22 protein-coding genes are annotated in these 26061 nt (G+C 54.9%); 6 read left to right on the forward strand and 16 right to left on the reverse strand.

What is annotated here, in order from left to right; genetic code table 11:
* Window position 1: 1 nt before the first annotated feature.
* The 6 genes from J5069_RS17915 to ugpB form a co-directional block, all read right to left on the reverse strand.
* Window positions 2-958: an AEC family transporter gene (locus tag J5069_RS17915; RefSeq protein ID WP_264645149.1), complete on the reverse strand. Its 957-nt coding sequence runs from the start codon at window positions 956-958 to the stop codon at window positions 2-4.
* A gap of 175 nt (window positions 959-1133) precedes the next feature.
* Window positions 1134-1883, reverse strand: a complete 750-nt coding sequence (gene ugpQ / locus J5069_RS17920; RefSeq protein ID WP_264645150.1) for a glycerophosphodiester phosphodiesterase — start codon at window positions 1881-1883, stop codon at window positions 1134-1136.
* The gene (locus J5069_RS17925) at window positions 1883-2956 is read right to left on the reverse strand and encodes a sn-glycerol-3-phosphate import ATP-binding protein UgpC (RefSeq protein ID WP_264645151.1); all 1074 of its coding nucleotides are present in this window, start codon (window positions 2954-2956) and stop codon (window positions 1883-1885) included. The genes ugpQ and J5069_RS17925 overlap by 1 nt, the downstream gene beginning before the upstream one ends.
* Window positions 2957-2962: 6 nt before the next feature.
* Window positions 2963-3808, reverse strand: coding sequence for a sn-glycerol-3-phosphate ABC transporter permease UgpE (gene ugpE, locus J5069_RS17930; RefSeq protein ID WP_264645152.1), 846 nt, complete (start codon window positions 3806-3808; stop codon window positions 2963-2965).
* Between the two features lie 11 nt (window positions 3809-3819).
* Window positions 3820-4701, reverse strand: a complete 882-nt coding sequence (ugpA, locus tag J5069_RS17935) for a sn-glycerol-3-phosphate ABC transporter permease UgpA (protein WP_264645153.1) — start codon at window positions 4699-4701, stop codon at window positions 3820-3822.
* Between the two features lie 213 nt (window positions 4702-4914).
* The gene (gene ugpB, locus J5069_RS17940) at window positions 4915-6246 is read right to left on the reverse strand and encodes a sn-glycerol-3-phosphate ABC transporter substrate-binding protein UgpB (RefSeq protein WP_264645154.1); all 1332 of its coding nucleotides are present in this window, start codon (window positions 6244-6246) and stop codon (window positions 4915-4917) included.
* 302 nt (window positions 6247-6548) lie between these two features.
* Between ugpB and J5069_RS17945 the strand changes: the two genes are divergently transcribed.
* The 3 genes from J5069_RS17945 to J5069_RS17955 all read left to right on the forward strand — a co-directional run bounded on the left by J5069_RS17945 (window position 6549) and on the right by J5069_RS17955 (window position 12416).
* Window positions 6549-8171: a methyl-accepting chemotaxis protein gene (locus J5069_RS17945; protein ID WP_264645155.1), complete on the forward strand. Its 1623-nt coding sequence runs from the start codon at window positions 6549-6551 to the stop codon at window positions 8169-8171.
* Between the two features lie 408 nt (window positions 8172-8579).
* Entirely contained in the window at window positions 8580-10250 is a 1671-nt protein-coding gene (locus J5069_RS17950) for a methyl-accepting chemotaxis protein (protein ID WP_264645156.1), read from the forward strand.
* A gap of 513 nt (window positions 10251-10763) precedes the next feature.
* Window positions 10764-12416, forward strand: coding sequence for a methyl-accepting chemotaxis protein (locus J5069_RS17955; RefSeq protein ID WP_264645157.1), 1653 nt, complete (start codon window positions 10764-10766; stop codon window positions 12414-12416).
* A 38-nt stretch (window positions 12417-12454) separates the two neighbouring features.
* Here J5069_RS17955 and J5069_RS17960 read toward each other — a convergent pair whose 3' ends face one another.
* Genes J5069_RS17960 through J5069_RS17975 form a run of 4 tightly spaced genes read right to left on the reverse strand, consistent with a single transcriptional unit; the run spans window position 12455 to window position 16204 of the window.
* Entirely contained in the window at window positions 12455-13315 is an 861-nt protein-coding gene (locus tag J5069_RS17960; RefSeq protein ID WP_264645158.1) for a fumarylacetoacetate hydrolase family protein, read from the reverse strand.
* Window positions 13316-13357: 42 nt separating this feature from the next.
* Window positions 13358-13966, reverse strand: a complete 609-nt coding sequence (gene ttdB / locus J5069_RS17965; protein WP_264645159.1) for a L(+)-tartrate dehydratase subunit beta — start codon at window positions 13964-13966, stop codon at window positions 13358-13360.
* On the reverse strand, window positions 13963-14865 hold the full coding sequence (gene ttdA / locus J5069_RS17970; RefSeq protein ID WP_264626550.1) for a L(+)-tartrate dehydratase subunit alpha: 903 nt from the start codon (window positions 14863-14865) through the stop codon (window positions 13963-13965). The genes ttdB and ttdA overlap by 4 nt, the downstream gene beginning before the upstream one ends.
* 31 nt (window positions 14866-14896) lie before the next feature.
* Entirely contained in the window at window positions 14897-16204 is a 1308-nt protein-coding gene (locus J5069_RS17975; protein WP_264645160.1) for an MFS transporter, read from the reverse strand.
* Between the two features lie 380 nt (window positions 16205-16584).
* Between J5069_RS17975 and J5069_RS17980 the strand changes: the two genes are divergently transcribed.
* Window positions 16585-17499 carry a LysR family transcriptional regulator gene (locus J5069_RS17980; protein WP_264645161.1) on the forward strand — a complete coding sequence of 305 codons (915 nt, stop codon included), beginning with the start codon at window positions 16585-16587 and terminating at the stop codon, window positions 17497-17499.
* A gap of 63 nt (window positions 17500-17562) precedes the next feature.
* On the opposite strand, the gene J5069_RS17985 is transcribed toward J5069_RS17980, so the two are convergent.
* The 6 genes from J5069_RS17985 to J5069_RS18010 form a co-directional block, all read right to left on the reverse strand.
* Window positions 17563-18750 carry a PLP-dependent aminotransferase family protein gene (locus J5069_RS17985; protein WP_264645310.1) on the reverse strand — a complete coding sequence of 396 codons (1188 nt, stop codon included), beginning with the start codon at window positions 18748-18750 and terminating at the stop codon, window positions 17563-17565.
* A 98-nt stretch (window positions 18751-18848) separates the two neighbouring features.
* A complete protein-coding gene (livF, locus tag J5069_RS17990) occupies window positions 18849-19550 on the reverse strand; it encodes a high-affinity branched-chain amino acid ABC transporter ATP-binding protein LivF (protein ID WP_222159097.1) in 702 nt (233 codons plus the stop codon).
* Between the two features lie 5 nt (window positions 19551-19555).
* Complete coding sequence (gene livG, locus J5069_RS17995; protein WP_264645162.1) at window positions 19556-20326, reverse strand: high-affinity branched-chain amino acid ABC transporter ATP-binding protein LivG; 771 nt, start codon at window positions 20324-20326, stop codon at window positions 19556-19558.
* Entirely contained in the window at window positions 20323-21603 is a 1281-nt protein-coding gene (locus J5069_RS18000) for a high-affinity branched-chain amino acid ABC transporter permease LivM (protein WP_264645163.1), read from the reverse strand. Before J5069_RS18000 ends, livG begins: the two co-directional genes overlap by 4 nt.
* Window positions 21600-22526 (reverse strand): high-affinity branched-chain amino acid ABC transporter permease LivH, encoded by a 927-nt coding sequence (gene livH / locus J5069_RS18005; RefSeq protein ID WP_264626545.1) that lies wholly within the window; start codon window positions 22524-22526, stop codon window positions 21600-21602. The genes J5069_RS18000 and livH overlap by 4 nt, the downstream gene beginning before the upstream one ends.
* Window positions 22527-22626: 100 nt before the next feature.
* Complete coding sequence (locus J5069_RS18010; protein WP_264645164.1) at window positions 22627-23733, reverse strand: branched-chain amino acid ABC transporter substrate-binding protein; 1107 nt, start codon at window positions 23731-23733, stop codon at window positions 22627-22629.
* 426 nt (window positions 23734-24159) lie between these two features.
* Here J5069_RS18010 and panM point away from each other — a divergent pair, with 426 nt between their 5' ends.
* On the forward strand, window positions 24160-24561 hold the full coding sequence (gene panM, locus J5069_RS18015; protein WP_264645165.1) for an aspartate 1-decarboxylase autocleavage activator PanM: 402 nt from the start codon (window positions 24160-24162) through the stop codon (window positions 24559-24561).
* Between the two features lie 240 nt (window positions 24562-24801).
* On the forward strand, window positions 24802-25611 hold the full coding sequence (locus J5069_RS18020; RefSeq protein ID WP_264645166.1) for a hypothetical protein: 810 nt from the start codon (window positions 24802-24804) through the stop codon (window positions 25609-25611).
* The last annotated feature ends 450 nt before the right edge of the window (window positions 25612-26061 follow it).

Genomic DNA, 26061 nt, shown 5'->3' on the forward strand with positions numbered 1-26061 from the left:
GCTACAGACTCACCCCCATCAGCGCCAGAATCAGCGGCGTGGTTAGCGCCGCCAGCGCCGTTGATAACAGCAGGCTGGCGGCAATCGGGCCGCCCAGCACGTTAAACTGGCGCGACATCAGGTAGAGGTTAACGCCTACCGCCATCGAACCCAGCAGAACCACCACGCGGGTTTCCATCTCTGGCAGTCCGAGCATCACCGCCAGCCCCCAGATAACCAAAGGCTGCACCAGCAGTTTGAGCACACACACCACGGCGCTGATTTGCCAGCCATCGCGCACCCGATATTCTGCCAACCCCATGCCGAGTGAAATCAACGAGAGCGGCACCGCCGCCTGTGACAGCATCCCTACCGGCTGATCAACAAAGTCCGGCAGAGAGAATCCGGTCAGGCTGAACAGCGTGCCGGATAAGATGCCGATAATCAGCGGATTTTTCAGCACCCCGACCGCCGTTTTGCCAAATCCTTGCAGCGATAGCGCGCCGTTGCGCGCCCACTCCACCGACACGGTGACCAGCGTCCACAAAATCAGGCCGTTAAACACCAACACCAGCGCCACGGAAGGCACCGCTTCTTCGCCAAGAATGGTGGTGGCCAGCGGCAACCCCAGCATGACGTTGTTGGAAAAGATACCGCTCAGCGCAAAGACCGAGCCGGAGACGCCGTCCAGATCAAACACCTTGCGGGCAACAATGCGGCCAATCACGAACACGATCAGGCAACTGCCGAAAAACGCGATCAGCAACCGGGCATCCACCGGAGGACGTTTGGAGAAATCACTCATCATGCGAAACAGCATGGCAGGCAGGGCAACCGAGAAGACAAAGCGGCTGACGCCATCGGTGAACGCAGTGGGCCATTTGGCAAACCGGATCAGGCTGTAGCCAAGAATAATCAATACAAACAGCGGTAGTGAAATCACCACCTGGTGCCAAAAGGAGAGTACAAAGGGGGGCATAGGGTAATCCTTCAATGCCTCACTTAGCAGCGCCAGATAGCCTGATTAATGTAAGCGCCCACTAACAAGTTCGGCCACATCAGGCAACCTCGCACATACGGAAAGGCGCGCCATCACCGGCTTATTAGACGAATTATTATCTCCCCTGAGCATCACTCAGGGGATGTGGGCGGATTTAGCCGGCGACAAATTCCGCGCCGATTAAATCTATCCGGTCTGTACAGATGCAGTCAACGCCCCAGGCCAGCAAATCGCGCGCGCGCGCCGGCGCGTTCACGGTATAAACCAAAATGCGCAGCCCAGCCGCTTTCAGCAGCGCCACCCGTTGCGCATCCAGCAGTTCATGGTTGAGATGAATGGAAACACAGCCGAGATCGCGCGTCAGACGCAGCCAATCTTCGTCCCACTCATCCAGCAACAGCCCGCGCGGCAGCGCTGGCACCGCCTGCTGCGCGGCGGCCAGTGCTTCAACAGAGAAAGAGGAGAGCAGCGGCTCAATCGGATGGTCGCGCCACAACTGTGCCGCCGCCTGCGCGACGATGCGCCCCGTCAGGGTTTCCTGCCCGGTAGTGGGTTTGATCTCGATATTGGCCGCTAAACCGTACTGCTTGCAACGCGCCGCCACGTCGGACAAAAGAGGTAAGCGCTCACCAACAAATTGTTTGTTGTACCACCCACCCGCATCCAGCCCGACCAGTTTATCCCAGGGCAAATCGCCCGCCACGCCCCAGCCGTTGGTGGTTCTTTCCAGCGTATCATCATGCAGCAAAAAGATTTCGCCATCCTGAGAGAGCTTGGCATCAAACTCGATCATTTTATGCCCGTGATGCGCTCCCACGTCGATGGCGGCCAGCGTGTTCTCCGGTGCCAAGGCACCGCCGCCACGATGGGCGACAACCGCCGGATAAGGCCACTGTTTTTCCATTATTCCACCCGCAATCCGCTTTCAGTATCAAAGAAATGCCACGCCTGCGGCGGCAGGGCCAGCCACAAGGTATCGCCGCGCGCCGGGCACTGTTCATGAGAAAGGCGCACCACTACCCGCTGTTCCCCCCATGCACCGTGCGCCAGGTTATCCGCGCCCAGCAGCTCGAGGGTGGTCAGCAATAGCGGTATGCCACCCGCCTCACGCGTGGTCAACTGAATATGCTCCGGTCTGACGCCCAGCGTCAATGCCCGCCCGCCCCACTCGGGTTTTGCCACCGGTAACGGTAGGACAAACTCCGCGCTGAACATAAACTGCGTGCCGTCATCGCTGATGCGCCCGGCCCACAGGTTCATGGCCGGAGAGCCGATGAAACTGGCGACGAACAGCGAGGCCGGACGGCGATAAATTTCCGTCGGCGGCCCAATCTGCTCGGCAATCCCTTTGTTCATCACAATCACGCGCTCTGCCAGTGTCATGGCTTCCACCTGATCGTGCGTGACATACAGGCTGGTGGTGCGCAGGCGCTGATGCAGTTGCTGAAGTTCAAGGCGCATCTGCACACGCAGTTTAGCATCCAGGTTGGAGAGCGGTTCATCGAACAAAAATACCGCGGGTTCACGCACGATCGCGCGGCCCATGGCGACCCGCTGACGCTGCCCGCCGGAAAGCTCGCGCGGTTTACGCTGCAACAGCGGAAGAAGCTCGAGAATACGCGCAGCATCTTCAACACGCTGGCGGATCTGCGACTTACCAAAGCCACGGATTTTCAGCCCATAGGCCATGTTGTCATAGACGCTCATGTGCGGGTACAGCGCATAGTTCTGGAACACCATGGCGATACCGCGATCTTTCGGCTCCCGCTCGGTCACCCGTTCGCCATCGATATAAATATCACCGCTGGTGGTGCGTTCCAATCCGGCCACCATGCGCAGCAGGGTTGATTTCCCGCAGCCAGAAGGCCCGACCATCACCACAAATTCACCATCCGCCACATCCAGATCGATGGGCTGAATCACCTGTGTTTTACCGTCATAGGATTTGGTGACGGCCTGAAGTTTTAAACCTGCCATATCGTCTTATTTCTCACTATCCACCAGACCACGCACAAACCAGCGCTGCATCAACAGCACCACCAACAGCGGCGGCAACAACGTCATCAACATCGCCGCCATCACGTGGTTCCATTGGGTGGCGACATCGCCAGAGGCGATCATGCTTTTCAACCCGGCCACTGCGGTGCCAAGGTTAACGTCGTTGACGATCAGCAGCGGCCAGAGATACTGGTTCCAGCCGTAAATAAAGGTAATCACAAACAGCGCCGCCAGGTTGGTACGCGAGAGCGGCAACACCATATCGAAAAAGAAACGCATCGGGCTGGCACCATCTATGCGTGCCGCCTCCATCAACTCATCCGGCAGCGTCATAAAAAACTGCCGAAACAGGAAGGTGGCGGTAGCCGACGCCATCAGCGGCAGTGTCAAACCGGTCATGCTGTCCGTCATGTTCAAATGGGCGATCACTTCCACCGTCGGGAAAATACGCACTTCCACCGGTAGCATCAGCGTTAAAAAAATCATCCAGAAGAACAACGAGCGGCACGGAAAACGAAAGTAGACAATCGCGTAAGCAGAGAGAATCGAGACGGTAATTTTGCCGAAGGTAATGGCTAATGCCATGACGGCGCTGTTGAACAGCATCTTGCCGAACGGCGCATTGTTCGAACCGGCACCGTGGTGCCAGACATACACCAGATTGTCCCACAGCTGCGTGCCGGGGATCAGCGTCATCGGCGTTTGAAACACCGCCTGATTGTCCAGCGTTGCCGCCACCACGGCGACATAGAGCGGAAACAGAATGGCAAGTACGCCGATTACCAGCATCAAGTGGCTGAAAATATCCAGCCCGCGACGATTTTCAATCATCGGTGCACCCCTTAGTAATTGACCTTGCGTTCCACAAAGCGGAACTGAAGGACTGTCAATCCGACCACCAGCAGCATCAACACCACCGACTGCGCCGCAGAGCTGGAGAGATCCAGACCGGCAAACCCTTCACGGTAGATTTTGAAAATCAGGGTGGTTGTAGCCTGCATCGGCCCACCCGCCGTAGCGGCATCGATAATCGGAAAGGTGTCGAAAAAGGCATAAACCAGATTGACCACCAGCAGAAAGAAGCTGACGGGCGAGATCAGCGGCAGCACCAGATTGAAGAAACGGCGCACCGGGCCTGCGCCATCAATGGCCGCCGCTTCCACCAGAGAGCGCGGGATGGACTGCAACGCCGCCAGGAAAAACAGAAAGTTATAGCTTATCTGCTTCCAGATGGACGCCAGCACCACCAGAAACATCGCCTGGCCGCTGTGAGTGGCGTGATTCCAGTCATAACCCCACTGGCTTAAGCCATAGGTGATTAATCCGCCGGGGCTGAACAAAAACATCCACAACGCGGCCGCCACCACTGGAGCCACCGCGTAAGGCAGAATAAACAGGGTTTGGTAAAGGCGGCGACAGCGCAGCACATAATCCACCAACGCCGCCAGCAGTAACGACACGCTCATGCCGCACACCGTTACCAGAGAACTGAACACCATGGTGGTATAGAAGGCGTCCAGATAGTAGCTGTCGCTCATCAGGTGGCGGAAGTTTTCGAGGCCGACAAACTCGCTGGAGAGCCCAAAGGGATCAAGGCGTTGCGTGGAATACAACAGCGCCTGACCGGCAGGCCAGATAAAGAAAATCACCGTGATAGCCAGTTGGGGAAACACTAACGCATAAGGTAACCAGCTACGGCCAAAGACAGGGCGGGATGAGGTCATGCAACATACTCAATCAAAGAAGGGGAAAACAGGGCGACAGATGTCGCCCTGGGGTTGCTGACAAGCCGCCCTACTATCACCGTCATTCCCGCGAAGGCGGGAATCTCTTGCCGAAGAAACGCGTTTATCATCACAGAGATCCCCGGCTTTCGCCGAGGATGACGGGAGGGGAGCCGGGAATGACGGTGGGTGTAGGACAAAGTGCCTGCAACCTTACTTGGTGGACTGCTCGAAGCGACGCAACAGTACGTTGCCGCGCTCAACCGCCGTATCCAAGGCTTGCTGCGGCGTTTTCTTACCGGTCCAGACGCTTTCCAGCTCTTCATCCACGATGGTACGGATCTGCGGCATATTGCCTAAGCGCAGCCCTTTGGTGAACGCCAACGGCGGCTTGTTCAGCATCTGACGCGTCGCAATGTCCGCACCGGGGTTCTCCTCATAGAAACCCTGCTGTTTGGTCAGCTCATACGCGGCGGTGGTGATCGGCAGATAGCCGGTCTTCTGGTGCCATTCGGCGGCCATTTCCGGCTGCGCCAGGAACTGCATAAACTGCGCTACGCCTTTGTAAGTGGCATCGTCTTTGCCGCCCATCACCCACAGGCTGGCACCGCCGATAATGGCGTTCTGCGGCGCGTTCGGCACCTCAGCGTCATACGGCATCATTCCTACGCCATAGTTGAATTTGGCATGCGCGCGGATATTCGCCAACGAACCGGACGATGCGGTAGTAATGGCGCAATCACCGTTATAGAACTTCTCGGTCGACTCGTCCTTACGGCCGTAGTAGGTGAAGTCCCCTTTCTTGTTCATGTCCTGCAACAGCTGGATATGCTTGATTTGCGTCGGCTTGTTGAATTCCAGCACCGCATCCGTGCCGTCGAAGCCGTTATTTTTACTGGCGATCGGCAACGCGTGCCAGGCGCTGAAGTTTTCAATCTGAATCCAGCCCTGCCAGCCGCTGGCGTAGCCGCACTTCATGCCCGCTGCGCGCAGCTTGGCCGTGTACTCCGCCATTTGCTGCCAGGTTTTCGGCGGTTGTTCCGGGTCCAGCCCGGCTTTTTTGAAGGCGTCTTTATTGTAGTAAAGCACCGGCGTTGAGCTGTTGAACGGCTGTGACAGCAGGTGTCCCGTTTTCGCGTCGGCGTAGTAACCGGAGACGGTCGGCACAAACACGCTCTCATCAAAGTCGATTCCGGCATCTTTAAATACCTGATACACCGGTTTAATCGCCTTGCTCGCCATCATGGTGGCGGTGCCCACTTCATACACCTGAAGGATGGCGGGCGCGTTACCGGTGCGGTAAGCCGCGATGCCCGCCGCCAGGCTCTGCTCATAGTTGCCTTTGTATACCGGCACAATTTTGACATCGGGGTGCGATTGGTTAAAACGCGTCGCCAGTGAGTCCACCGTTTTTCCCAGTTCGCCTTCCATTGAATGCCAGAAAGGGATCTCGGTAACCGCGTGAGCGTTAGCGTGATACGCCAACGTCAGCGCCACCAGAACCGCCGCATTACGCAGCGTCCGTGTCTTAAGCGCGTTAAACATGCCTGTCTCCTGCCATAAAGGTGAGCACCTGTGCAAAGGGGTGCGTATCTTGGTCGAGGGGTAACATGGCACGGACGGATGACAGCAAGATAACCAAACGATGACACCCGCATGACACCCTGACCGTCACGCTCACGTAGCAGAATTACCGACAAGATTTGTGGCTCATATCGCGAATCGGGATAAATGTTTACCGGCAGGGTGCCGATACCAAAGTAATCATCTGTTTTTTTACTCATTACCGCGTGAAAACACACAGCGAACCTGCTTTACCGACAAACTCGAAAAAAAATGGGGAACCTATGCAGCGCATACGCAACATCAAGTTGGGAACATTACTCGGTAGTGGATTTGCTGCCGTGATCATTATCGGCGTGTTGGTGGCGGGCTTTGGCCGCATGCACCTCGCCGGTTTGGGCCAAACTACCGACGGCCTCGCCAAACAGCATCTGAATAACCTGTTTGTGTTACAGGAGCTGAAAGACAACCTGAACGTCACCATTAAAGCCACACTGCGCATGCTGCTGATGACAGACAAAAAAGAGCTGAGCGACAGCCAGGCATTGATCGAAAAAACCAGCGCGCAAAACGGCAAGTTAGTGGAAAAACTGGAAGCCAATCTGCACGCGAAAGAAGTGCGCGCCATTCTGAGCGAACTGCAACAAAACCGTGTTACCTTTGCCAAACTCGGGCGTGAAGCCGTTGGTATGACCCTGACCGACCGTCAGGCGGAAGCGGCCATACTGGTTAAAGGCCAATTGGAACCGGTGCAAACCGCCATGTTTGGCAACCTCAACACCATGATCCAGCTGCAAAAAGATCTCACCGCCCAGATAGCGACCAACGCCGTGGCTGAAGCGGAAGAGGATGGTAACAGTCTGCTGATCCTCGCGGCACTCTCCGCCCTGTTAGCCGCCGTTATCGCCTGGTTTATCACTCGCCATATTAAAAAGCTGCTGGGCGGCGAGCCGATCTACGCCATGCAGGTGGTGCAAGAGATTGCACAGGGTAATCTGGCCGTTCCGGTAACGCTCGCCGACGCGGATAACAGCAGCCTGCTGGCCGCCATGAACCATATGCGCGACAGCCTGAGCAAACTGGTGATTCAGGTGCGGGAAAGCAGCGAGTCTATCTCGACCGGTGCCAGTGAAATCGCCGCAGGCAGCACCGATCTCAGCCAGCGTACCGAAGAGCAGGCTGCCAGCCTGCAACAAACGGCGGCCTCGATGGAGCAAATCAACCAGACGCTGCGGCAAAACACCGATACGGTACGCTCCGCCACCGAGCTTGCCAACACCGCCAGCAGCACCGCCGCCAAAGGTGGAGAGGCGGTGGGCAATATCGTGCGCACCATGACCGACATTCGCGACAGTTCCCACAAAATCAGCGACATTATCACCGTGATCGACGGGATTGCCTTCCAGACCAACATTCTGGCCCTGAACGCCGCGGTGGAAGCGGCGCGCGCCGGGGAGCAAGGCCGCGGCTTCGCCGTGGTGGCAGGCGAGGTTCGCTCGCTGGCACAGCGCTCGGCATCAGCGGCCAAAGAGATCAAAACCCTGATTCAAGACAGCGTTAGCCGCGTAGAAACCGGCTCGAAGCTGGTCACCGATGCCGGAGCAACCATCGATGAATTAGTACGTCAGTCGCGCCATGTGGCCGATATGATTGATGAGATTGGTGTCACCACCCGGGAGCAGGGTTCTGGCATCCACCAGATCAATGATGCTATCACCCAACTGGATCAGGTCACGCAACAAAACGCGGCGTTGGTGGAGGAATCCAGCGGGGCGGCGGAGAGCCTGAACGATCAGGCGCGCCATCTGGTCGAACTGATGAGCGCCTTTCAGGTAGAGGGTGGCGCATTCCAGTACCGCGCGTCACCACGTACCTCAGCAACCCCCATAGCGCTGGGATATAAATAACCGCACCACGCTGCGATGTCGCCCTCATCGGCGGCATCGCTCACCGCGACATACCAGAGAAAAAATACCGCCAACGTGATACTGAATCCCCCTTGCGCGAAAGCGTCATTCTTTTTTCTTAAGTCAAATTAAAGGAGTATTTGATTACATCAATAACAAAATCACAAAACAAAAAGAAAATAAATCGGTAACCTATCAGTCAGTATTATTCCCCTTACCTGCACACTTACCTCTTTTTAGCCGTTTATTTTTCCTGAAATATTCCTAATAATGGCGCGTTATTTCGCCCAACAAAAAAATAGCGTGCCCCACGGCCGCTATCTGCATAAAGCATCCCTCCCCCTATGGCGTAAATACGGCATTACAGAAATTCGCATCCCACAGGAAATTGTTTAATTAAGGAGCGTTATGCGCATTATAAAAACCATGAAGATCGGCACCCTATTAGTCGCGGGCTTTAGCGGCGTCATTATTATCGGTCTGTTGGTCGCCATTTTAGGGCGGTCACAACTGGTATCCCTGGGAAATAATATGGAGACGCTCTCCAGCGACTCACTGGCCAATCTGCTGCTGATTCAGGATGTGAAAAGCAGCTTTGACAGTGTCGCTCGTACTGTGCGCAACATCGCCCTACAGCCGGACCGGCAAAAAAGGTTGGAGGAAAAACAGCTTGTTGATGAGCGGATCGCCCACAACACCGCCGTTTTAGCTACGTTGGATAAAAACCTGTCGACGCCTGCGGCTCGACAATCGATGGAACAGCTTAACCAAGCGCGCCCGGCCTACATACAGGCGGTTAACGAGGCACTGGCCTTGGGTCTCTCCGACGATCCCGCTGAACATGCACGCGCCGGGGACACCATTCTCAATCGCATGGTGCCTACGCAAAAGCCGGTATTTACCGCGCTGGACAGCATGGTGGAGGTGCAGAAAACGCAGGCGTTGGCAACGACCCAGGGCGCTATCGCGCAGGCCGACCGGGGCGGAAATCTGATCCTGGCGCTGGCTATCGTGGCGGCGCTGGTGGGAGCATTGGTCTCCTTTCTGGTCACCCGCACGCTGCGCCAACAACTGGGCGGTGAGCTTGCCTATGCGACCCACATTGCACAGCAGGTTGCCCAAGGCAATCTGGCAGTGGAGATTACGCTGCGTGCCAACGATGACCGCAGTATGCTGGCCTCGATGAACGAGATGCGCAACAGCCTGAGCGACATGGTGGATCAGGTGCGTCAAAGCAGCGAAGCCATCGCAACAGGCTCCAGCCAGATTGCCGCAGGCAGTGCCGATCTCAGCCAACGCACGGAAGAGCAGGCCGCCAGCTTGCAACAAACCGCCGCCGCCATGGAACAGATTAGCCAAACGGTACGCCAAAACGGCGAGACCGTTCGCAACGCCACGCAATTAGCTAATCAGGCCAGCAGCACGGCCGCCCAGGGCGGTGAAGCCGTCAACCATATTGTGTCTACCATGAAGGATATCGCCGCCAGTTCCAGCAAGATCGGCGATATTATCGGTGTCATTGACGGCATTGCCTTTCAGACCAATATTCTGGCGCTGAACGCTGCGGTAGAAGCGGCGCGCGCCGGTGAGCAAGGGCGCGGCTTCGCCGTGGTTGCCGGGGAAGTTCGCTCACTGGCGCAACGTTCAGCGTCTGCGGCCAAAGAGATCAAAACGCTGATTAACGACAGCGTTGAGAAGGTGGATAGCGGCTCGCAGCAGGTTGAGCATGCGGGCGCAACCATTGAGGCATCCGTGCGTCAGGCGCACAACGTCGCCAATCTGATTGCCGAAATAGGCGTTACCACGCAGGAACAGGAATCGGGCATCGCACAAATTCATGATGCGATTTCACAGCTCGATCAGGTGACACAGCAAAACGCCGCGTTGGTGGAAGAATCAGCCAGCGCCGCCGACAGCCTTAACGAGCAGTCGGCCAACCTGGTTGATTTGATGCGCGTATTTCGCTTGCGCGCAGACAATCAGGTACCACGCCAATCGTTACCGCCCGAGGCACCAATAAAAACCCGCGTAACACCAACGCCCAGGCTAACGCAGGGCGCACAGTGGGAACGTTTCTAACCTAATCACAGTGGCTCCCGACACGGTATGTCATGGCGGGAGCTTCGCACCAATGAAAAGTACGTTTTTTTGATAATTTATATTGTCGCTTACTAAGCAAAATTAAATGGGCCGTGAGCCCGTACACGGGAAAATATTTTCCTTAATACAGCACAATATCTTTCAGCATTAACCCAAGCTGATGCCCCATTCTATTATTTACCGATTTTTCTCACGCTTATCTTTTCAGCACATATCCATTAATAATCACGCACAAGACGCGCGTTAAGGACGCAGCCACACATCAGGACGCTTTACCCTAAATAATTCGAGTTGCAGGAAGGCGGCAAGTGAATGAATCCCGATGAGCTTACTCAGGTAAGTGATTCGGGTGACAAATCTGCCGGGAGCAGATTTGAACGCCGCTTGCGGCGGCCTCGTAAGAGGTGAGGCCCAGGGATGGGCCGAATAACGGACGCAGCCAACGCATCTGCAACTTGAAGTATGACGGGTATATAAGGAATAGGGACACTTATGCGATTTATTAAAACGATGAAAGTCAGCACCATGTTGGGCTCGGGCTTTGCGTCAGTGATTATCATCAGCCTGTGCGTGGCCATTCTTGGCCGCTCTCAGTTGATATCACTGGGCAATGATATGGAACTGCTCGCCAACCGTTCACTTAATAATCTGTTACTCACTCAGGAATTAAAAACCGGATTCGATGCTGTCGCCCGCTCAGTGCGCAATATGGCGCTGTATCAGGATCGTGCACGTAAACAGGAAGAGAAGCAGGTGATTGATACCACGATTGCCCGCAATACCGAGCTTCTGGAGACGCTGAATGACAACGCCACGCTCCCTGCTGGAAAGGCGTTATTGGCGCAGTTGGCCAAAATTCGTCCCGCGTATATGAACGCGGTGAAAGAAGCGGTAGCCCGGGAACTCAGCGATAACCCGGAAGAAAAAATGAAGCTGGACGAAATGCGGCGCGCACAATTACCGGTGTTCAAAACGCTGGATGATATGATTGATCTGCAAAAAAATCAGGCGATCAAGCTGGCCCAGCAAGCCATCGCGCAGGCTAATAATGGCGGAAACCTGATGTTGATTCTGGCGCTGCTGGCAACGGGATTGGGTGCGCTGATTGCGTTTCTGATAGCCTATACCTTGAGAAAACAGCTGGGTGGCGAGCCGGCCTATGCAACCCTCATTACCCAGCAAGTCGCTCAAGGGGATTTAGCCGCAGCGATTGCCCTGCGCCCTAACGACAGCAGCAGCATGCTGGCCGCCATGAACACCATGCGCAACAGTCTGAGCGCCATGGTGGAGCAGGTACGGCAAAGCAGCGAATCCATCGCCACCGGCTCCAACGAAATTGCCATCGGCAGTACCGATCTGAGTCAGCGCACGGAAGAACAGGCGGCTAATTTGCAGCAAACCGCCGCCGCGATGGAAGAGATAAGCCAGGCGGTGCGTCAAAACGCCGATGCAGTGCACAGTGCCGCACAGCTCGCCAACCAGGCCAGCGCCACGGCGGAAAAAGGCGGAGAAGCCGTTAACCAGATCGTGGCAACCATGAAAGCCATTACCACCAGTTCAGGCCAAATCAGCGATATTATCGGCGTGATTGACGGCATTGCATTTCAAACCAACATTCTGGCGCTGAACGCCGCCGTCGAGGCCGCCCGTGCGGGCGAACAAGGTCGCGGCTTTGCCGTGGTTGCCGGTGAGGTTCGCTCGCTGGCGCAGCGCTCCGCTTCCGCCGCCAAGGAAATCAAAACGCTGATCCATAACAGCGTAGAAACTGTTAATGCCGGCTCTACGCTGGTTGAAGAGACGGGCAGCACCATTGCAGCGTTAGTGGCGCAGGCAAGTGAGGTCGCCCATTTGATCGCCACCATCGGGGGAACCACGCGGGAGCAGGAATCGGGCATTGAGCAAGTTCACAGCGCGATCAATCAGCTCGATCGCGTGACACAGCAGAACGCTGCGCTGGTCGAACAGTCGGCCAGCGCGGCCGGAAGCCTGAACGATCAGGCCGCCCAATTGGTATCACTGATGCAAATGTTCCGCATTGCCTCAAGCGATAAGGCATTAGCGCCCCACACCATGCCGCAGAGTCCCCCTTCAGGGCACGCACTCCCGCTACCGCAGGGTAGCCGGGAGAACTGGACACACTTTTAGCGTACAGGCTCCCAGTCTTCTCTGGGAGCCGAGCCGCCTCAGGCGTAGGCCAACACTTCACGCTCTGCGGCCACCGTATTCACCAGCCGCCCTATCTGGCTGATTTCGACTTCCACCACATCACCGGCTTTCATAAACAGCGGCGGCGTGCGCTTTTTCCCCACGCCACCCGGTGAACCCGTGATGATGACGTCCCCCGGTGCCAGCGGCGTAAAGCGTGAAATGTAGGCAATCAGCTCCGCCACGGAGCGCACCATATTGCCAGTGGTGTCATGCTGCACGCGCACACCATTGAGAAAGGTGCTGATATCCAGCTGTTGCGGATCGCCAATCTCATCAGCGGTGACCATCCAGGGGCCAAATCCACCGGTATGCCGCCAGTTTTTGCCGGAGGTAAACCAGGTGTATTGCATATCGCGCACCGAGCCATCCATAAAGCAGCTGTAGCCTGCTACCACGTCCAGCGCGTTCTCACCGCTGACGTTATCAGCGTGCTGACCGATCACCACGGCCAGTTCACCTTCATAGTCAAACTCGTTGCTCGATTCCGGTTTCATCAGCGGCTGACGGTGGGCAGACAGCGTATCGGCAAAACGGATAAACAGGGTCGGCGCATCAACGGTTTGTTGAAACTCGATGCGTTTTTCCATGTAGTTCATGCCGACGCACAGGATTTTTCCCGGCTGCTCGATCACCGGTAAAAAGGTGACCTGTTCAAAACGAAAATCCGGCGCGCCCTGCACCGCTCCCAGTTCTTTCAACGCGCCAGCGCGCAGTACGGCGGGGATATCCGCATAGGTGTCGGAAAAACGACGTCCCAGATCGATGATGCCGTCGGCATCGATACGCCCGTAGGTCTTTCTCTGGGTTTCCGGGTTAATAAAACTTGCCAGTTTCATGGGTTACCTTCAGTGTTTCAGGGTGGCGCAGGGCGCCAGAACTTATTTGATAAAGCGAATCTGCTCGTTGATGGCCGCAATCACCGGCGCTTTGCGCGCGTTGTAGACCTTCTTGTTTTGCTCGAACAGGTTATTGCCGTGGGTATCGATAGAGATAATCAACGGGCCAAACACTTTCACCCGGTTTACCCACAGCGTCTCCGGCATGCCAAGATCGCGCCACTGGGCATCCTCAATCTCTTCAACGCAGGTCGCGGCCAGCACCGCGCAGCCGCCGGGGAACACCGCGTGTACCGCTTTGAAAGTTTTGCAGCCCTCTTCGGTGTTCGGCCCCATACCACCTTTACCGACAATCAGCTTCACGCCGGTTTGTTCGATAAATTCTTTCTCGAATTTTTCCATGCGCATGCTGGTGGTTGGCCCGATGGAGATCATTTCAAAGCTGCCATCGTCCTTTTCCACCACAATCGGCCCGGCGTGAAAAATAGCGCCCCCGCGCAGATCGACCGGCAATTCGCGGCCCAATTCGATCAGACGACGGTGGGCAACGTCGCGACAGGTCACCAACGTACCGGTCAGGTACACCACGTCGCCAATGTTCAATTCGGCCAGCGCTTCATCGCTAATCGGGGTAGTAAGCACTTTTTTCATAGTACGGCGCCTTTATGGGAAAGAATTTCATAGGACAAATCAGCGGAGAAACGGATGGTGCCGCGACGGTGCGCCCAGCATCCGGTCGACACCGCCACGCCAATGGTGGAGGGGTGGCGCGCTGAGGACTCGATGTTGACGCCCATCACCGATGAAGCGCCGCCCAACCCCTGCGGTCCCAGGCCCACGCTGTTCAGCCCCTCTTCCAGCAACTTCTCCATCTTCGCCGCATCGGCATTGGGGTGAGACGAATCCACCGGGCGTAGAATCGCTTTTTTCGACAGACGCGCCGCCGTTTCCACAGACGTGGATACCCCGACGCCAACCAGCAGCGGCGGGCAGGCATTCACGCCGTAAGAGGTGATCACATCGAACACAAACTGGTTAACGCCCTCGTAGCCCTGGCCCGGCATCAGCACTTTCGCGGCACCCGGCAATGAACAGCCGCCCCCCGCCATATAGACTTCAATGGTGCAGCTATCATCATGAGGAATGATTTCCCAATCGAGCCACGGAATACGCGATCCGGTGTTAGTACCGGTATTTTTCTCGATAAAGGTTTCGACCGCATTATGGCGCAATGGCGCTTTTTTAGTGGCCTCTTCAGTAGCCGTCTGTAATATGCTTTCCAGCTCGCCCAAATAAGGGAATGCCGATCCTGCTGTAATAAAATACTGAATAACACCGGTATCCTGACAACAGGGTCTGTCTAATAGATCTGCTTGCTTCTGGTTTTCAAACATCGAGTCATAAACCACTTTGGCAAGCGACAGTTCATCTTTTTCTTTACTGCGTAATTCTTCCAGTTTCTTGATGACATCAGTTGGCAGGCGTTTGCCAACGTACCCGGTAAAGCGGGTCATTATCTCTGTCAATGTTGACACATCATTTTGAGACATCACACAACCTCCAATAAAAACAGATACGGCTTTATTTAATTAAATGGGTTAATTCGAGCTTTGCGGCGTCGCGACGACGACGCACTTCAATCGACAAGGTTAATACTGCGGAAACCACCAACATGCCTGCGACGCAATACAACGCCAGCGAAAAGCTGCCAGTGTTGTTTTTTAGCCAGCCAATCAACGCCGGCCCGGCAAAGCCACCCAGGTTACCGATGGAGTTGATGGCGGCCAGTCCGGCAGCGGCGGCAGGCCCGCTCAGGAACAGAGACGGGATACTCCAGATCGGTGGCTTACACGAAGAAATCCCCATATTGGCCATTACCAGCGCGGCAATCGCCAGCGGTAACGACTGTGCCCACCCCGCCAGCACAAACCCGGTGCTCGCCAGTAAACACGCGCTCACCACATGCCAGGTGCGCTCTTTGGTTTTATCGGAATGCCGCGCCCACATCACCATCGCAATGGCTGCCATGGCTGAAGGCACCGCGTTGATCAGGCCAATCTGCATGGTGGTTAAACCAAAGGATTTGATAAACTGCGGCGACCAGATATTAAGAGAATAGAGCCCGGCAGACGTGCCGAAATAGACCACCGCCAGCGTCAGGACGCGGATATCGGTCAGTCCTTTCCAGATACTGACTTTCACCGCGTCGCCTTTGTTCTGTTTTTCCGCCGCCAGCGTCGCCACCAGCCACTGCGTTTCTTCCGCCGTTAACCAACGGTTTTTCTCCGGCCGGTCGTTAACATAGAACCAGGTAAACACGCCCATTACCGTCGCCGCCACGGTGCAAATCAGGAACATCAACTGCCAACCGGCCAGGCCAAGCGCACCGTGCGCGCTGAGAATGGCTCCTGCCAGCGGTGAGCCAACCATTGCGGAAAGGGGGGCGGCGGCCATAAACAAGGCAATCATCTGCGCCCGACGTTTCATCGGGAACCAGGTGCTGAGATAGAGAATAATGCCGGAGAACGAACCCGCTTCCGCGACGCCCAATAGAAAACGTAAAGTATAAAATCCTTCCACGGTTTTCACATTTATCATAAAAGCGGTGATTACCGCCCAACTCAGCAAAATACGCGTGAGCCAAATGCGCGGGCCGACTTTTTGCAAAATAATATTGGAGGGAACATCAGTGAGAAAATAACCGAGAAAAAACAAACCCGCGCCCAAACCAAATACCGCATCGGAAAAACCTAAATCCTGATTCATGGTTAACGCAGCAAATCCGATATTAATACGGTCAAAAAAACCGACAAAATAAACCACCATGACATAGGGTATAATTCGCCAGGTGATCTTTTTCAGCGTCACATTTTCAATATCTGTTTTCATTATGCATTCCAGAATAATAGGGTAAGAGTAGGAAAAAATAATAAGACTGGTTAATACACTTTATTTCTGGTCAGACTATGCGTCAGAACAATGGCGGGATCATTCACTTGGGATTATATAAATAATTTGCATAATCCAGCGGTGTAATCAGGGTAGCGCTGAATTCGATGATGGCGATCAATATTCACCTATTTTTAATGTGGAAAAGCGATAAAAACAAACAAGCGAGTCACGTATTATTAACAGTTGCACCCATTTTACGCCTTACGGTTCTGTGATAGGGATCACCGCCACAGCATGAGCATTTTTTCACCGCTTGTTCAGGCTGAAAACGGCGCTATTATCTACGCGCTCGCTCTACCCATTACTGAGGGTCGCCCATGGAACTCCGCCAGTTGCGCTGCTTTATCGCGGTGGCAGACGCACTACACTTCGGCCACGCGGCCCAGCAGCTCGATATGCTGCCCTCCGCCCTCGGACGCCATATTCGCCTGTTGGAAGAGAGCCTCAACGTGCGTCTGTTCGTGCGTTCCACACGCAGCGTGGCGCTGACGGCACACGGTCACAAACTGTTGGAAGAAGGGAAGAAAATCGTGGCTGAGGTGGACGCGCTGGAAGCCCATTTCCGCCGTCAGGGACGCCTTCAGGCACGCACATTGCGCATTGGGGCTATCGACAGCGCGGCGATTGCGCTGGTGCCTCACTTGCTACCTGCATTTCGTCACGCCTGCCCCGAGGTGGATGTTCGCATTGATGAAAACAAAACCGCGCAACTGCTGCCGAAGCTGAAATCCGGTCGGCTGGATATGGCGTTTATCCGCCCGATGAAAGAGAGCGATCCGCAACTCACCACCCGCTTTCTGCTCTACGAAAACGTGGTGCTCGCCATCGCCGAGCGCCATCCGTTAGCCACACGCCACAGCGTGACCATCGCAGATATCGCCACGCTGCCGCTGATCGTACCGGCGCGCCGCGCGCGGCCACACAGCCACGATGTCACCATCAAGCTGTTCAATCAGGCCGGGCTTAAACCTCATATTGTGCAGCTTGTCGATGAGAAACAGACCATTCTCAGCATGGTGGCAAGCGAGGTAGGCGGTGCCATCATGCCGCGCTGGGCGGCGCGCATGGCAACCCCACACGTGCGTTTCGTGGCTATCGATCATGGCGAGGGAGCGTTTACCACCTTACCGCTGGCGGTAGCGTGGGTAGGAAATGCGCCAGATACGGCGCGCGATACCCTGCTGGAGATTGTCAGTCAGGAACTGCCGCATCTGATTCGACAACTGTGCTGAGGCGCGGTTTAGCGTCGGAGGCAACCGCTGCCCACCGGCAGCGGTTTTGGTACACCACTCAACTTAGAGTGCGCGTTTCAGGCGAGCAACCGCCTCGTGCATCTGCTCATCCGTTGCGGTGGCAAACGAGAAACGCAGCGTGGCGTAATCAGGACGTTCCGGGAAGAAGAACTCACCCGGTACGAACACCACACCCTGTTCCAGCGTTTTCTCCAGCCACTGCGTGGTGTTGAACGGCTCGCGGAAGCGCGCCCACAGGAACATGCCACCTTTGGGCTGGTTGAAGGTGATCACATCACCCAGCTCTTGTTCAATCAGCGATCCCAGCAGTTCACCCTTGTGCTTGTAGGCTTCGCGGATCTTGTCGATTTGGGTCGGCAAACGCCCCGACGCCAGATAGTACTCTGCGATGGTTTGCGACAGCGAACTGGCGTGTAAATCCGCTGCCTGCTTGATGGTCGCCACTTTATGCAGCAGCCACTGCGGCAGGATCGCCCAGCCGAGGCGCAGGCCCGGTGCCAAAATCTTCGAAAAGGTGGAGGTGTAGATCACCGCATCGTTGTGACCCAGCATCTCTTGTCCCAGTTGGAACAGCGTCGGGTTGCGCTCGTCGGTGAAACGCAGCTCACCGTAGGGGTCATCTTCAATGATCACAAAGCCATAGCGATCGGCCAGCGTAATCAACTGGCGACGACGCGCTTCGTTCAGCACCACGCCGCTCGGGTTACCAAAGTTTGGCACCAGATACACCGCTTTGATGCGCTGGGTGTGCAGCAGGGTTTCCAGTTCGTCCACCACCATGCCGTCTTTGTCGGATGCAACCGACATCACGCGCGCTTCCGCCAGCTCCAGCGTTTGCAATGCCGCCAGATAGGTCGGGCGTTCCACCACCACCACATCATTCGGGTCAATCAGCGAACGCATTACCAGATCCAGCGCCTGCTGTGAGCCTGCCGTGACCACCATGTCGTCGGCGTGAGTTTTCACACCGCGCAGGGCGCACAGTTCGGCGATACGCACACGCAGCGTATCACTGCCTTCCGTCAAACCGTATTGAAACGCGTTTTTCGGCTGCTCGGTAATCGCACGCTGGGTCGCCTGGTTTAATCCTTCAAAATCGAACAAGGCATCTGAAGGAATTCCCCCAGCCAGAGAAATCACATGATCCATCTTGCTGTGTTTCAACAATTCCCGAATCGCCGAGCTTTTCAGCCTCGCCATACGCTGAGACAGTAATCCTTCCGTTGCCATTTTCATTCTCTTGATTCATCAGATAACACGATGGGCCAGACAACGCTGGCCCACCCAGACACTACGATTGTCGCGCAATAATGGCCGTTCAGACAGGGTTATCCACCGAGATAGGCAGAACGCACAGCCTCATTTGCCAGCAAGGCGGCACCGGTATCTTCCAATACTACCCGACCATTCTCCAGCACATAACCACGATCCGCCAATTTCAGCGCCTGATTCGCATTCTGCTCGACCAGGAAGATGGTCATCCCTTCTTCGCGCAGTTGAGCGATAGTATCAAAAATCTGCAAAATAATAATCGGTGCCAGCCCCAGAGAGGGCTCATCCAGCAGTAGCAAACGCGGTTGGCTCATCAAGGCGCGTCCGATAGCCAGCATCTGCTGCTCACCGCCGGACATGGTGCCGGAGCGCTGCGCACGGCGCTCATACAAACGCGGGAACAGATCGTATACCCGCGCAATGCGCGACTGATACTGCTCCTTGTCGGCAAAGAAGCCGCCCATTGCCAGATTCTCTTCCACCGTCATGCGCGAAAACACGCGGCGGCCTTCTGGCACAATGGCGATGGCTTCACGCATAATCTGCGCCGTCTGCCACTGGGTGATGTCTTTTCCATCATAAATGATGGAGCCCGCCGTCGCGCGCGGATCGCCGCACAGGGTGCCGAGCAGCGTGGTTTTTCCCGCGCCGTTGGCCCCAATCAGCGTCACGATTTCACCCTGTTCGATGTGCAGACTGACGTCATGCAGCGCCTGGATTTTTCCGTAGTGCGCCGAAACCTGATTAAATGACAACATAGTGCTTATCCTTCCCCGAGATACGCGCGGATCACGTCCGGGTTATTGCGAATTTCAACCGGTGTTCCCTGCGCCAGCGGCGTTCCCTGATTCACCACATAGATGCGGTCGGAAATGCCCATCACCAGCTTCATATCGTGCTCGATCAGCAGCACCGACACCTGGTGACGATCGCGCAGTTCAGCAATCAGGTGATCCAGCTCTTCGGTCTCTTTCGGGTTCAGCCCGGCGGCGGGTTCATCCAGCATCAACACGTCTGGGCGCGTCATCATGCAGCGTACAATCTCAAGACGGCGCTGCTGACCGTAAGCCAGATTACCCGCCTGACGGTTTGCCAAATCAAGCAGACCAACGCGCTCCAGCCACATGGCACCCAGTTCCTGCGCTTCGGCTTCCGCGCGACGGAAACCCGGCGTTTTCAGCAGACCGGCAAACACGCCGCTTTTCAGGTGTTGATGTTGCGCCACCAGCAGGTTTTCAATCACCGTCATTTCGCGGAACAGACGCACATGCTGGAAGGTACGCACCACGCCCATGCGGGCAATCTGCTGTCCCGGCAGCCCTTCCAGATGGCGATCGCGCAGCATAATGGTGCCGCCAGTCGGACGATAAAAACCGGTCAGACAGTTAAATACCGTGGTTTTACCTGCGCCGTTCGGCCCAATCAGAGAAACGATTTCGCCCTGATTCAGGTCCAGTTCTACATTGTTGACCGCCAGCAGGCCGCCAAAGCGCATGGTCAGGCCACGAACCGACAATAAGGGTTGGGTACTCATGCCTGTTCTTCCTTCTTCTCAACCTTCAGCTTCATCTCCGGGCGCTTCATCGGCAACAGCCCTTGCGGACGCCAAATCATCATCAGCACCATCAGAGCACCCAGCAGCAGCATGCTGTACTCGTTCAGATCGCGCATCAATTCACGCGATACCACCAGCAGAATGGCCGCGAGGATCACCGCGAACTGAGAGCCCATACCGCCCAGCACCACAATGGCGAGCACGAACGCGGATTCAGCAAAGGTAAAGGATTCCGGACTGACAAACCCCTGACGCGCGGCAAACAGCGTGCCAGCAAAACCGGCAAACGCCGCACTGATGGTAAACGCCGTCAGTTTGATACGGGTTGGGCTCAATCCTAACGAACGACAGGCAATCTCATCGTCACGCAGCGCTTCCCAGGCGCGTCCCAGCGGCATACGCAGTAAGCGGTTGATGACAAACAGGGTGGCGATAACCAGCAGCAGCGCCACCAGATAGAGGAAAATGATGCGATCGCTGGGGTCATACTTCAGGCCAAACGTTTCGTGGAAGGTGCCCCAACCGCCTTCGCTGACGCGGCGGCTGAACTCCAGCCCAAAGAAAGTGGGTTTGGGAATCTGGCTGATGCCGTTCGGGCCACCGGTGAACTCAGTGTTGTTGAGCAGCAGGATACGCACAATTTCACCGAAACCGAGCGTCACAATCGCCAGATAGTCTCCGCGCAGGCGCAATACCGGGAAACCGAGCAGGAAACCGGACAATCCGGCCACAATCCCCGCCAGCGGCAGGCTCTGCCAGAAACCCAGCCCGTAGTAGTGGTTCAGCAAGGCGTAAGTATAAGCGCCAATGGCGTAGAAACCGCCGTAGCCCAGCACCAAAAGGCCTGAGAGACCGACCACGACGTTCAGGCCCAAGCCCAGCATGACGTAGATCAGCGTCAGCGTGGCAATATCCACCGAACCGCGCGACACCAAAAACGGCCAGACCACTGCAATGATAATCAGCACCGCCGCCAGCACTTTCTGACGCGGCGTACTGCCGTCAAAGCTCGGTAACACCAGTGAGGAGCCACCGCCAGACAGTTTGCGCATTCCGCTTTGGAAGAAAGGTCGCAGCAGTTGGAAGAAGAACACCACCACGCAGCCAACGCCAATCAGGTTCCAGCGCACGGCATCCGCCCCGCGCACCACCAACCTGGTGCCATCCAAGCCCAGTTGCATTCCCATCAGGAACGCCGCCAGCACCAGCAGCGTGAACGCCGATATCACCGCATTTAACAGGTTGAGCTGTTTCATACTTTCTCAACCTCCGGGCGGCCCAGAATACCGGTTGGCATCACCAGCAGTACCACAATCAGCAACGCGAAAGAGACCACGTCTTTGTACTCCGTACTCAGGTAGGCACTGGTCAGCGCTTCCGCCACCCCCAGCACCAGGCCGCCAATCATGGCACCCGGAATGCTGCCGATCCCGCCTAACACTGCGGCGGTAAAGGCTTTCATGCCCGCCATAAAACCGATATAGGGGTTGATCACGCCGTAGAACTGGCCCAGCAATACGCCAGCGACCGCTGCCATCGCCGCGCCGATCACAAAGGTCAGCGAGATCACGCGGTCAGTGCTGATGCCCAGCAGGCTGGCCATTTTCAGATCTTCCGCGCAGGCACGGCAGGCGCGCCCCATGCGGGAATAGCGAATAAAGGTGGTTAACGCCAGCATGGTGATGAAGGTGACTACCCAGATGGTCACCTGCATGGTGGTGATGGTGGCGGCAAAGCCGTTGCTTTCCCCGACAACCAGTTGACCATGCACCAGCGTCGGCAGCGCCACATCGCGCGAACCTTGCGTCAGGCTGACGTAGTTTTGTAAAAAGATAGACATCCCGATGGCGGAAATCAGCGCAATCAGGCGTTTGGAATTTCGCACCGGTTTATAGGCTACCCGTTCGATGCTCCAGCCGTAAGCACTGGCGATCACAATGGCCGCGATAAATCCGGCACCGATCAGCACCCAGCTGACGTCGATACCCATCATCATCAGTGCAGCAATAACGATAAAAGAGACATAGCTACCGATCATGTAGACCTCGCCGTGGGCGAAGTTGATCATGCCGATAATGCCGTAAACCATGGTGTAGCCAATGGCAATCAGCGCATAGGTGCTGCCCAACGTCACGCCGTTGAACATTTGCTGAAGGAAATAGAGGAACTGCTCGGACATACCTTTACCTTAGAATTAACCCTTACACCTTAAGATTTTGCCCCCACGGCCTGAAGGCGGTGGGGGCATCGGTGTTCAGGAACTGAGTGGGCGGCAGCGATTATTTTGCGCTAGAAGTGCCGTCTGCATGCCACTCGAAGATGCCAAATTCAAACCCTTTCAGGTCACCCTTTGTATCCCAGCTCAACGGGCCCATTACCGTCTCTACGGTGTTGGCTTTCAGGTCTTTTGCGATAGCTTCCGGTTCCGCACCGCTACGTTCCATCGCGGTGGTCAGAGACTGCAACGCGGCGTAGGTGGTCCAGACGAACGGCCCGGTCGGATCCAGTTTTTTCGCTTTCAGCGCATCGACGATCGGCTGGTTGGCAGGAACCTGGTCATAACGTTTCGGCAGGGTCACCAGCATGCCTTCAGACGCCGCCCCCGCGATGTTGGACAGCGAGGAGTTACCTACCCCTTCCGGTCCCATGAATTTGGTGGTCAACCCCGCCTGACGCGCCTGACGCAGAATCTGGCCCATTTCCGGGTAGTAGCCGCCGAAGTAAACGAAATCCACGTTCTCTTTCTTCAAACGTGCGACCAGCGTGGAGAAATCTTTGTCCCCGGCGGTGACGCCTTCAAACAGCACCACGTTGGCACCCGCTTTTTTCAGGCTGTCCTGAACAGAACGCGCCAGACCTTCACCGTACTGCTGTTTGTCGTGCACCACGGCGATACGCTGCGGTTTGATGGTATTGACGATGTAGTTAGCGGCAGTCGGGCCCTGATCGGAATCCAGACCGGTGGTGCGCAGCACCAGCTTGTAACCACGGGTGGTCAGATCCGGTGCCGTCGCCGCCGGCGTAATCATCAGCACGCCTTCGTCTTCATAGATATCGGAGGCAGGCTGGGTAGAAGAGGAGCACAGGTGGCCAATCACGTAACGGATGCCGTCGTTAATCACTTTGTTGGCAACGGCAACGGCCTGTTTCGGGTCACACGCATCGTCATATTCGACGGCAACCAGCTTGTTGCCCTTGACGCCGCCTTTGGCGTTGATGTCAGCAATTGCCTGACGCGCACCGATAAACTCCATGTCACCGTACTGTGCAACCGGGCCAGACATGGCACCGACAACGGCAACCTTGATATCTTCTGCATGGGCCATCTGTGCGAACGCTGCTGCCATACACCCTAACAGTACGACTTTACCTTTAGCTACTTTCATTCGATTCACCCTATCTGTCGTTATGGAGTACGCCTGCAAACCTGTATCAACCCGCCATACTCAATCTTTTTCTTATAAGTAAGAACAGGTTAGGCTTTTTATTAGCTATACTTCGCTAATAAGGCGTTATTTTTCATGTCATTAAACAGGAATTTTATGCTGCAAATCAACTCCCGCAATCAGAAACAAGCGGTGTAAACAGCATAAAATACCAGCCTTATAAGCCACTATTTATTTTATACATAGTTAGTTATGCTGCTTTATGCAGCGATGGGCAACTCAATACTCGAAAAATCATCGGCGAGGAAAACATTTTCCCTATTAACCGTACAGAAAAACTTACACAACTGTTTATCTACATCACTACTACATTATGCTTTAGGCTACAGCTATGCTTTATGCAAACGCATTGAGAGGGTTATCGAAATGAAGCTCGCCGTCGAATGTCTCTCGTTATTCAGCGACCAGGATAGAATTGATCTCGCCAAGATTTGGCCTCACCAGAATCTCGACCTGCTGGAACAGAGTCTTAACCTGCACCAGCGCCTGTTCGCATCCCGCTTCAATGACCGCTTACTGGCAGCGGTGATGGTGGAGATTGATGGCGAATACGCGGAACTCGATGACCTGATGGTCAGAGAAGCCACGCGCCGCCGTGGTGTCGGCTTGCACCTGATTCAGGAGGTAGTGCGCCAGTTACCGGGCGTGAAAGAATTTTGGCTGACCGCCGCAGATCACGCTGGCGTCAACGAAGCCGTGCTGGATCGCTTTATGGAAAGCTGTGGATTCTTTCCGGTGTCAGGAGGGTGGCTCTACACGCGAAGTTAACCGCTAACAACGGGGAACCTCTCCCCAATACGGCAACGGAGCCATGCCGAACCAATACGCGGGCCGCGATGGCACAACGCACGCGTATTGGCATTGTCCATCAACACCAGAGGCTCATTTCACCCTCTCTAAAAATCGCTTCTTCCATCAAGAAAACCCATTCCCTGAATAGCGGATCGGGTATATTTCCCCTTACCTACCCCACTGGAAAATTATCTGATGCAGATTAGATCTGTGAGTATGGACACGCGTAACCCTATTCCAAAACAGAATATTTCCTTTATTAGCACCTACAATAAGAACTTATTAAAGTTTCAGAAAGACATTGAAAACCAGCCGGAAATGGCTGAGGAAACACGGAGAGAAATTAATAAAAAATTACGATCCGCCATAAAAGAAATCACTGAATTTTATGGTAAAAAAATAGAAAATGGGATAAATCCGGCTGCCGTGGCAATGAAAAACCTACAGTTGTTACGCATTAAATATTCGCTTACGGCAATAAAGTGTGGGGACACTGATTGGGAAGCATTTCAAATATCGGAGTTTTTACATCGTAATATCGATGATTTTATAAAATCCTCCCATTGCACGTTAACGCTGGATGAGCAAACCACGCAGCGGATTGATTCAACGCTCAGAAATACCGTCTGGCTAAGTTGCCTTTATAATTTCTCCCGAGAACTCGTCTACCAAAACATAGACGCGCCACAGAACAGAGAAAATAAACTCTTCTATGGCGTATTCACCCGTTTAAGAACAACCGGCGTGCCCGGTAGTCTGGCCTGTGTTATCGCCAACGCACAGGCGGCGCTGACGTTATGTCGGCTCTCGTTCGGTGAGGAATGCGCACAGCAGGATGCACTATATTGTGACGTAAAGGAGGTTGTCGAATTTTATGATGACTATCTGCAAGCCCGGCAGTCGGGAGAAGAAGTGAGCTTTCTGATGCAAAATGCCTATTTCAAACGTGACAAAACATTGATTCCTGCTGATGCCAAACATAATATCGCTGTAGGCTACTATGAAAAAGTTACTGAATATCTGTAATGTTGCAGAAGGTTAGCATAAATTCATCAGACCAGCCCAGGCTGGTCTGAATTTTAAAAGCAAAGGGTTTTGCACGCGAGTTGCCTTTGTTGCGTACGAATGCTGCGGTTCATCAACCCCACAACAGAGAACGACTCAGCATTGATCGAATGTTGTACATGACGAATCGTAACGCTACGCCATGTAAATCTACGGGTATCCTACCCCCCCTGATGTTCTCACTTCATGCACTTATTTTTCTACCCTGTGATAAAACACCTCGTCCGTTAGCCTGGGGTACGGATGACGGTATATCCTCACTTCCCTACGTTAACCAATCTTATTTTGGTTCCCGTCATGTAACGCTCGTTATAACACTATTCACATTAATATAATTATAATAAATACAGTGAAAAAACTCATGATGTATGAAATTTTAAAACACATAAATGACAATAGACACTAATAAGC

The sequence above is a fragment of the Candidatus Symbiopectobacterium sp. NZEC127 genome, assembly GCF_025962675.1.
Lineage (GTDB): Bacteria > Pseudomonadota > Gammaproteobacteria > Enterobacterales > Enterobacteriaceae > Symbiopectobacterium.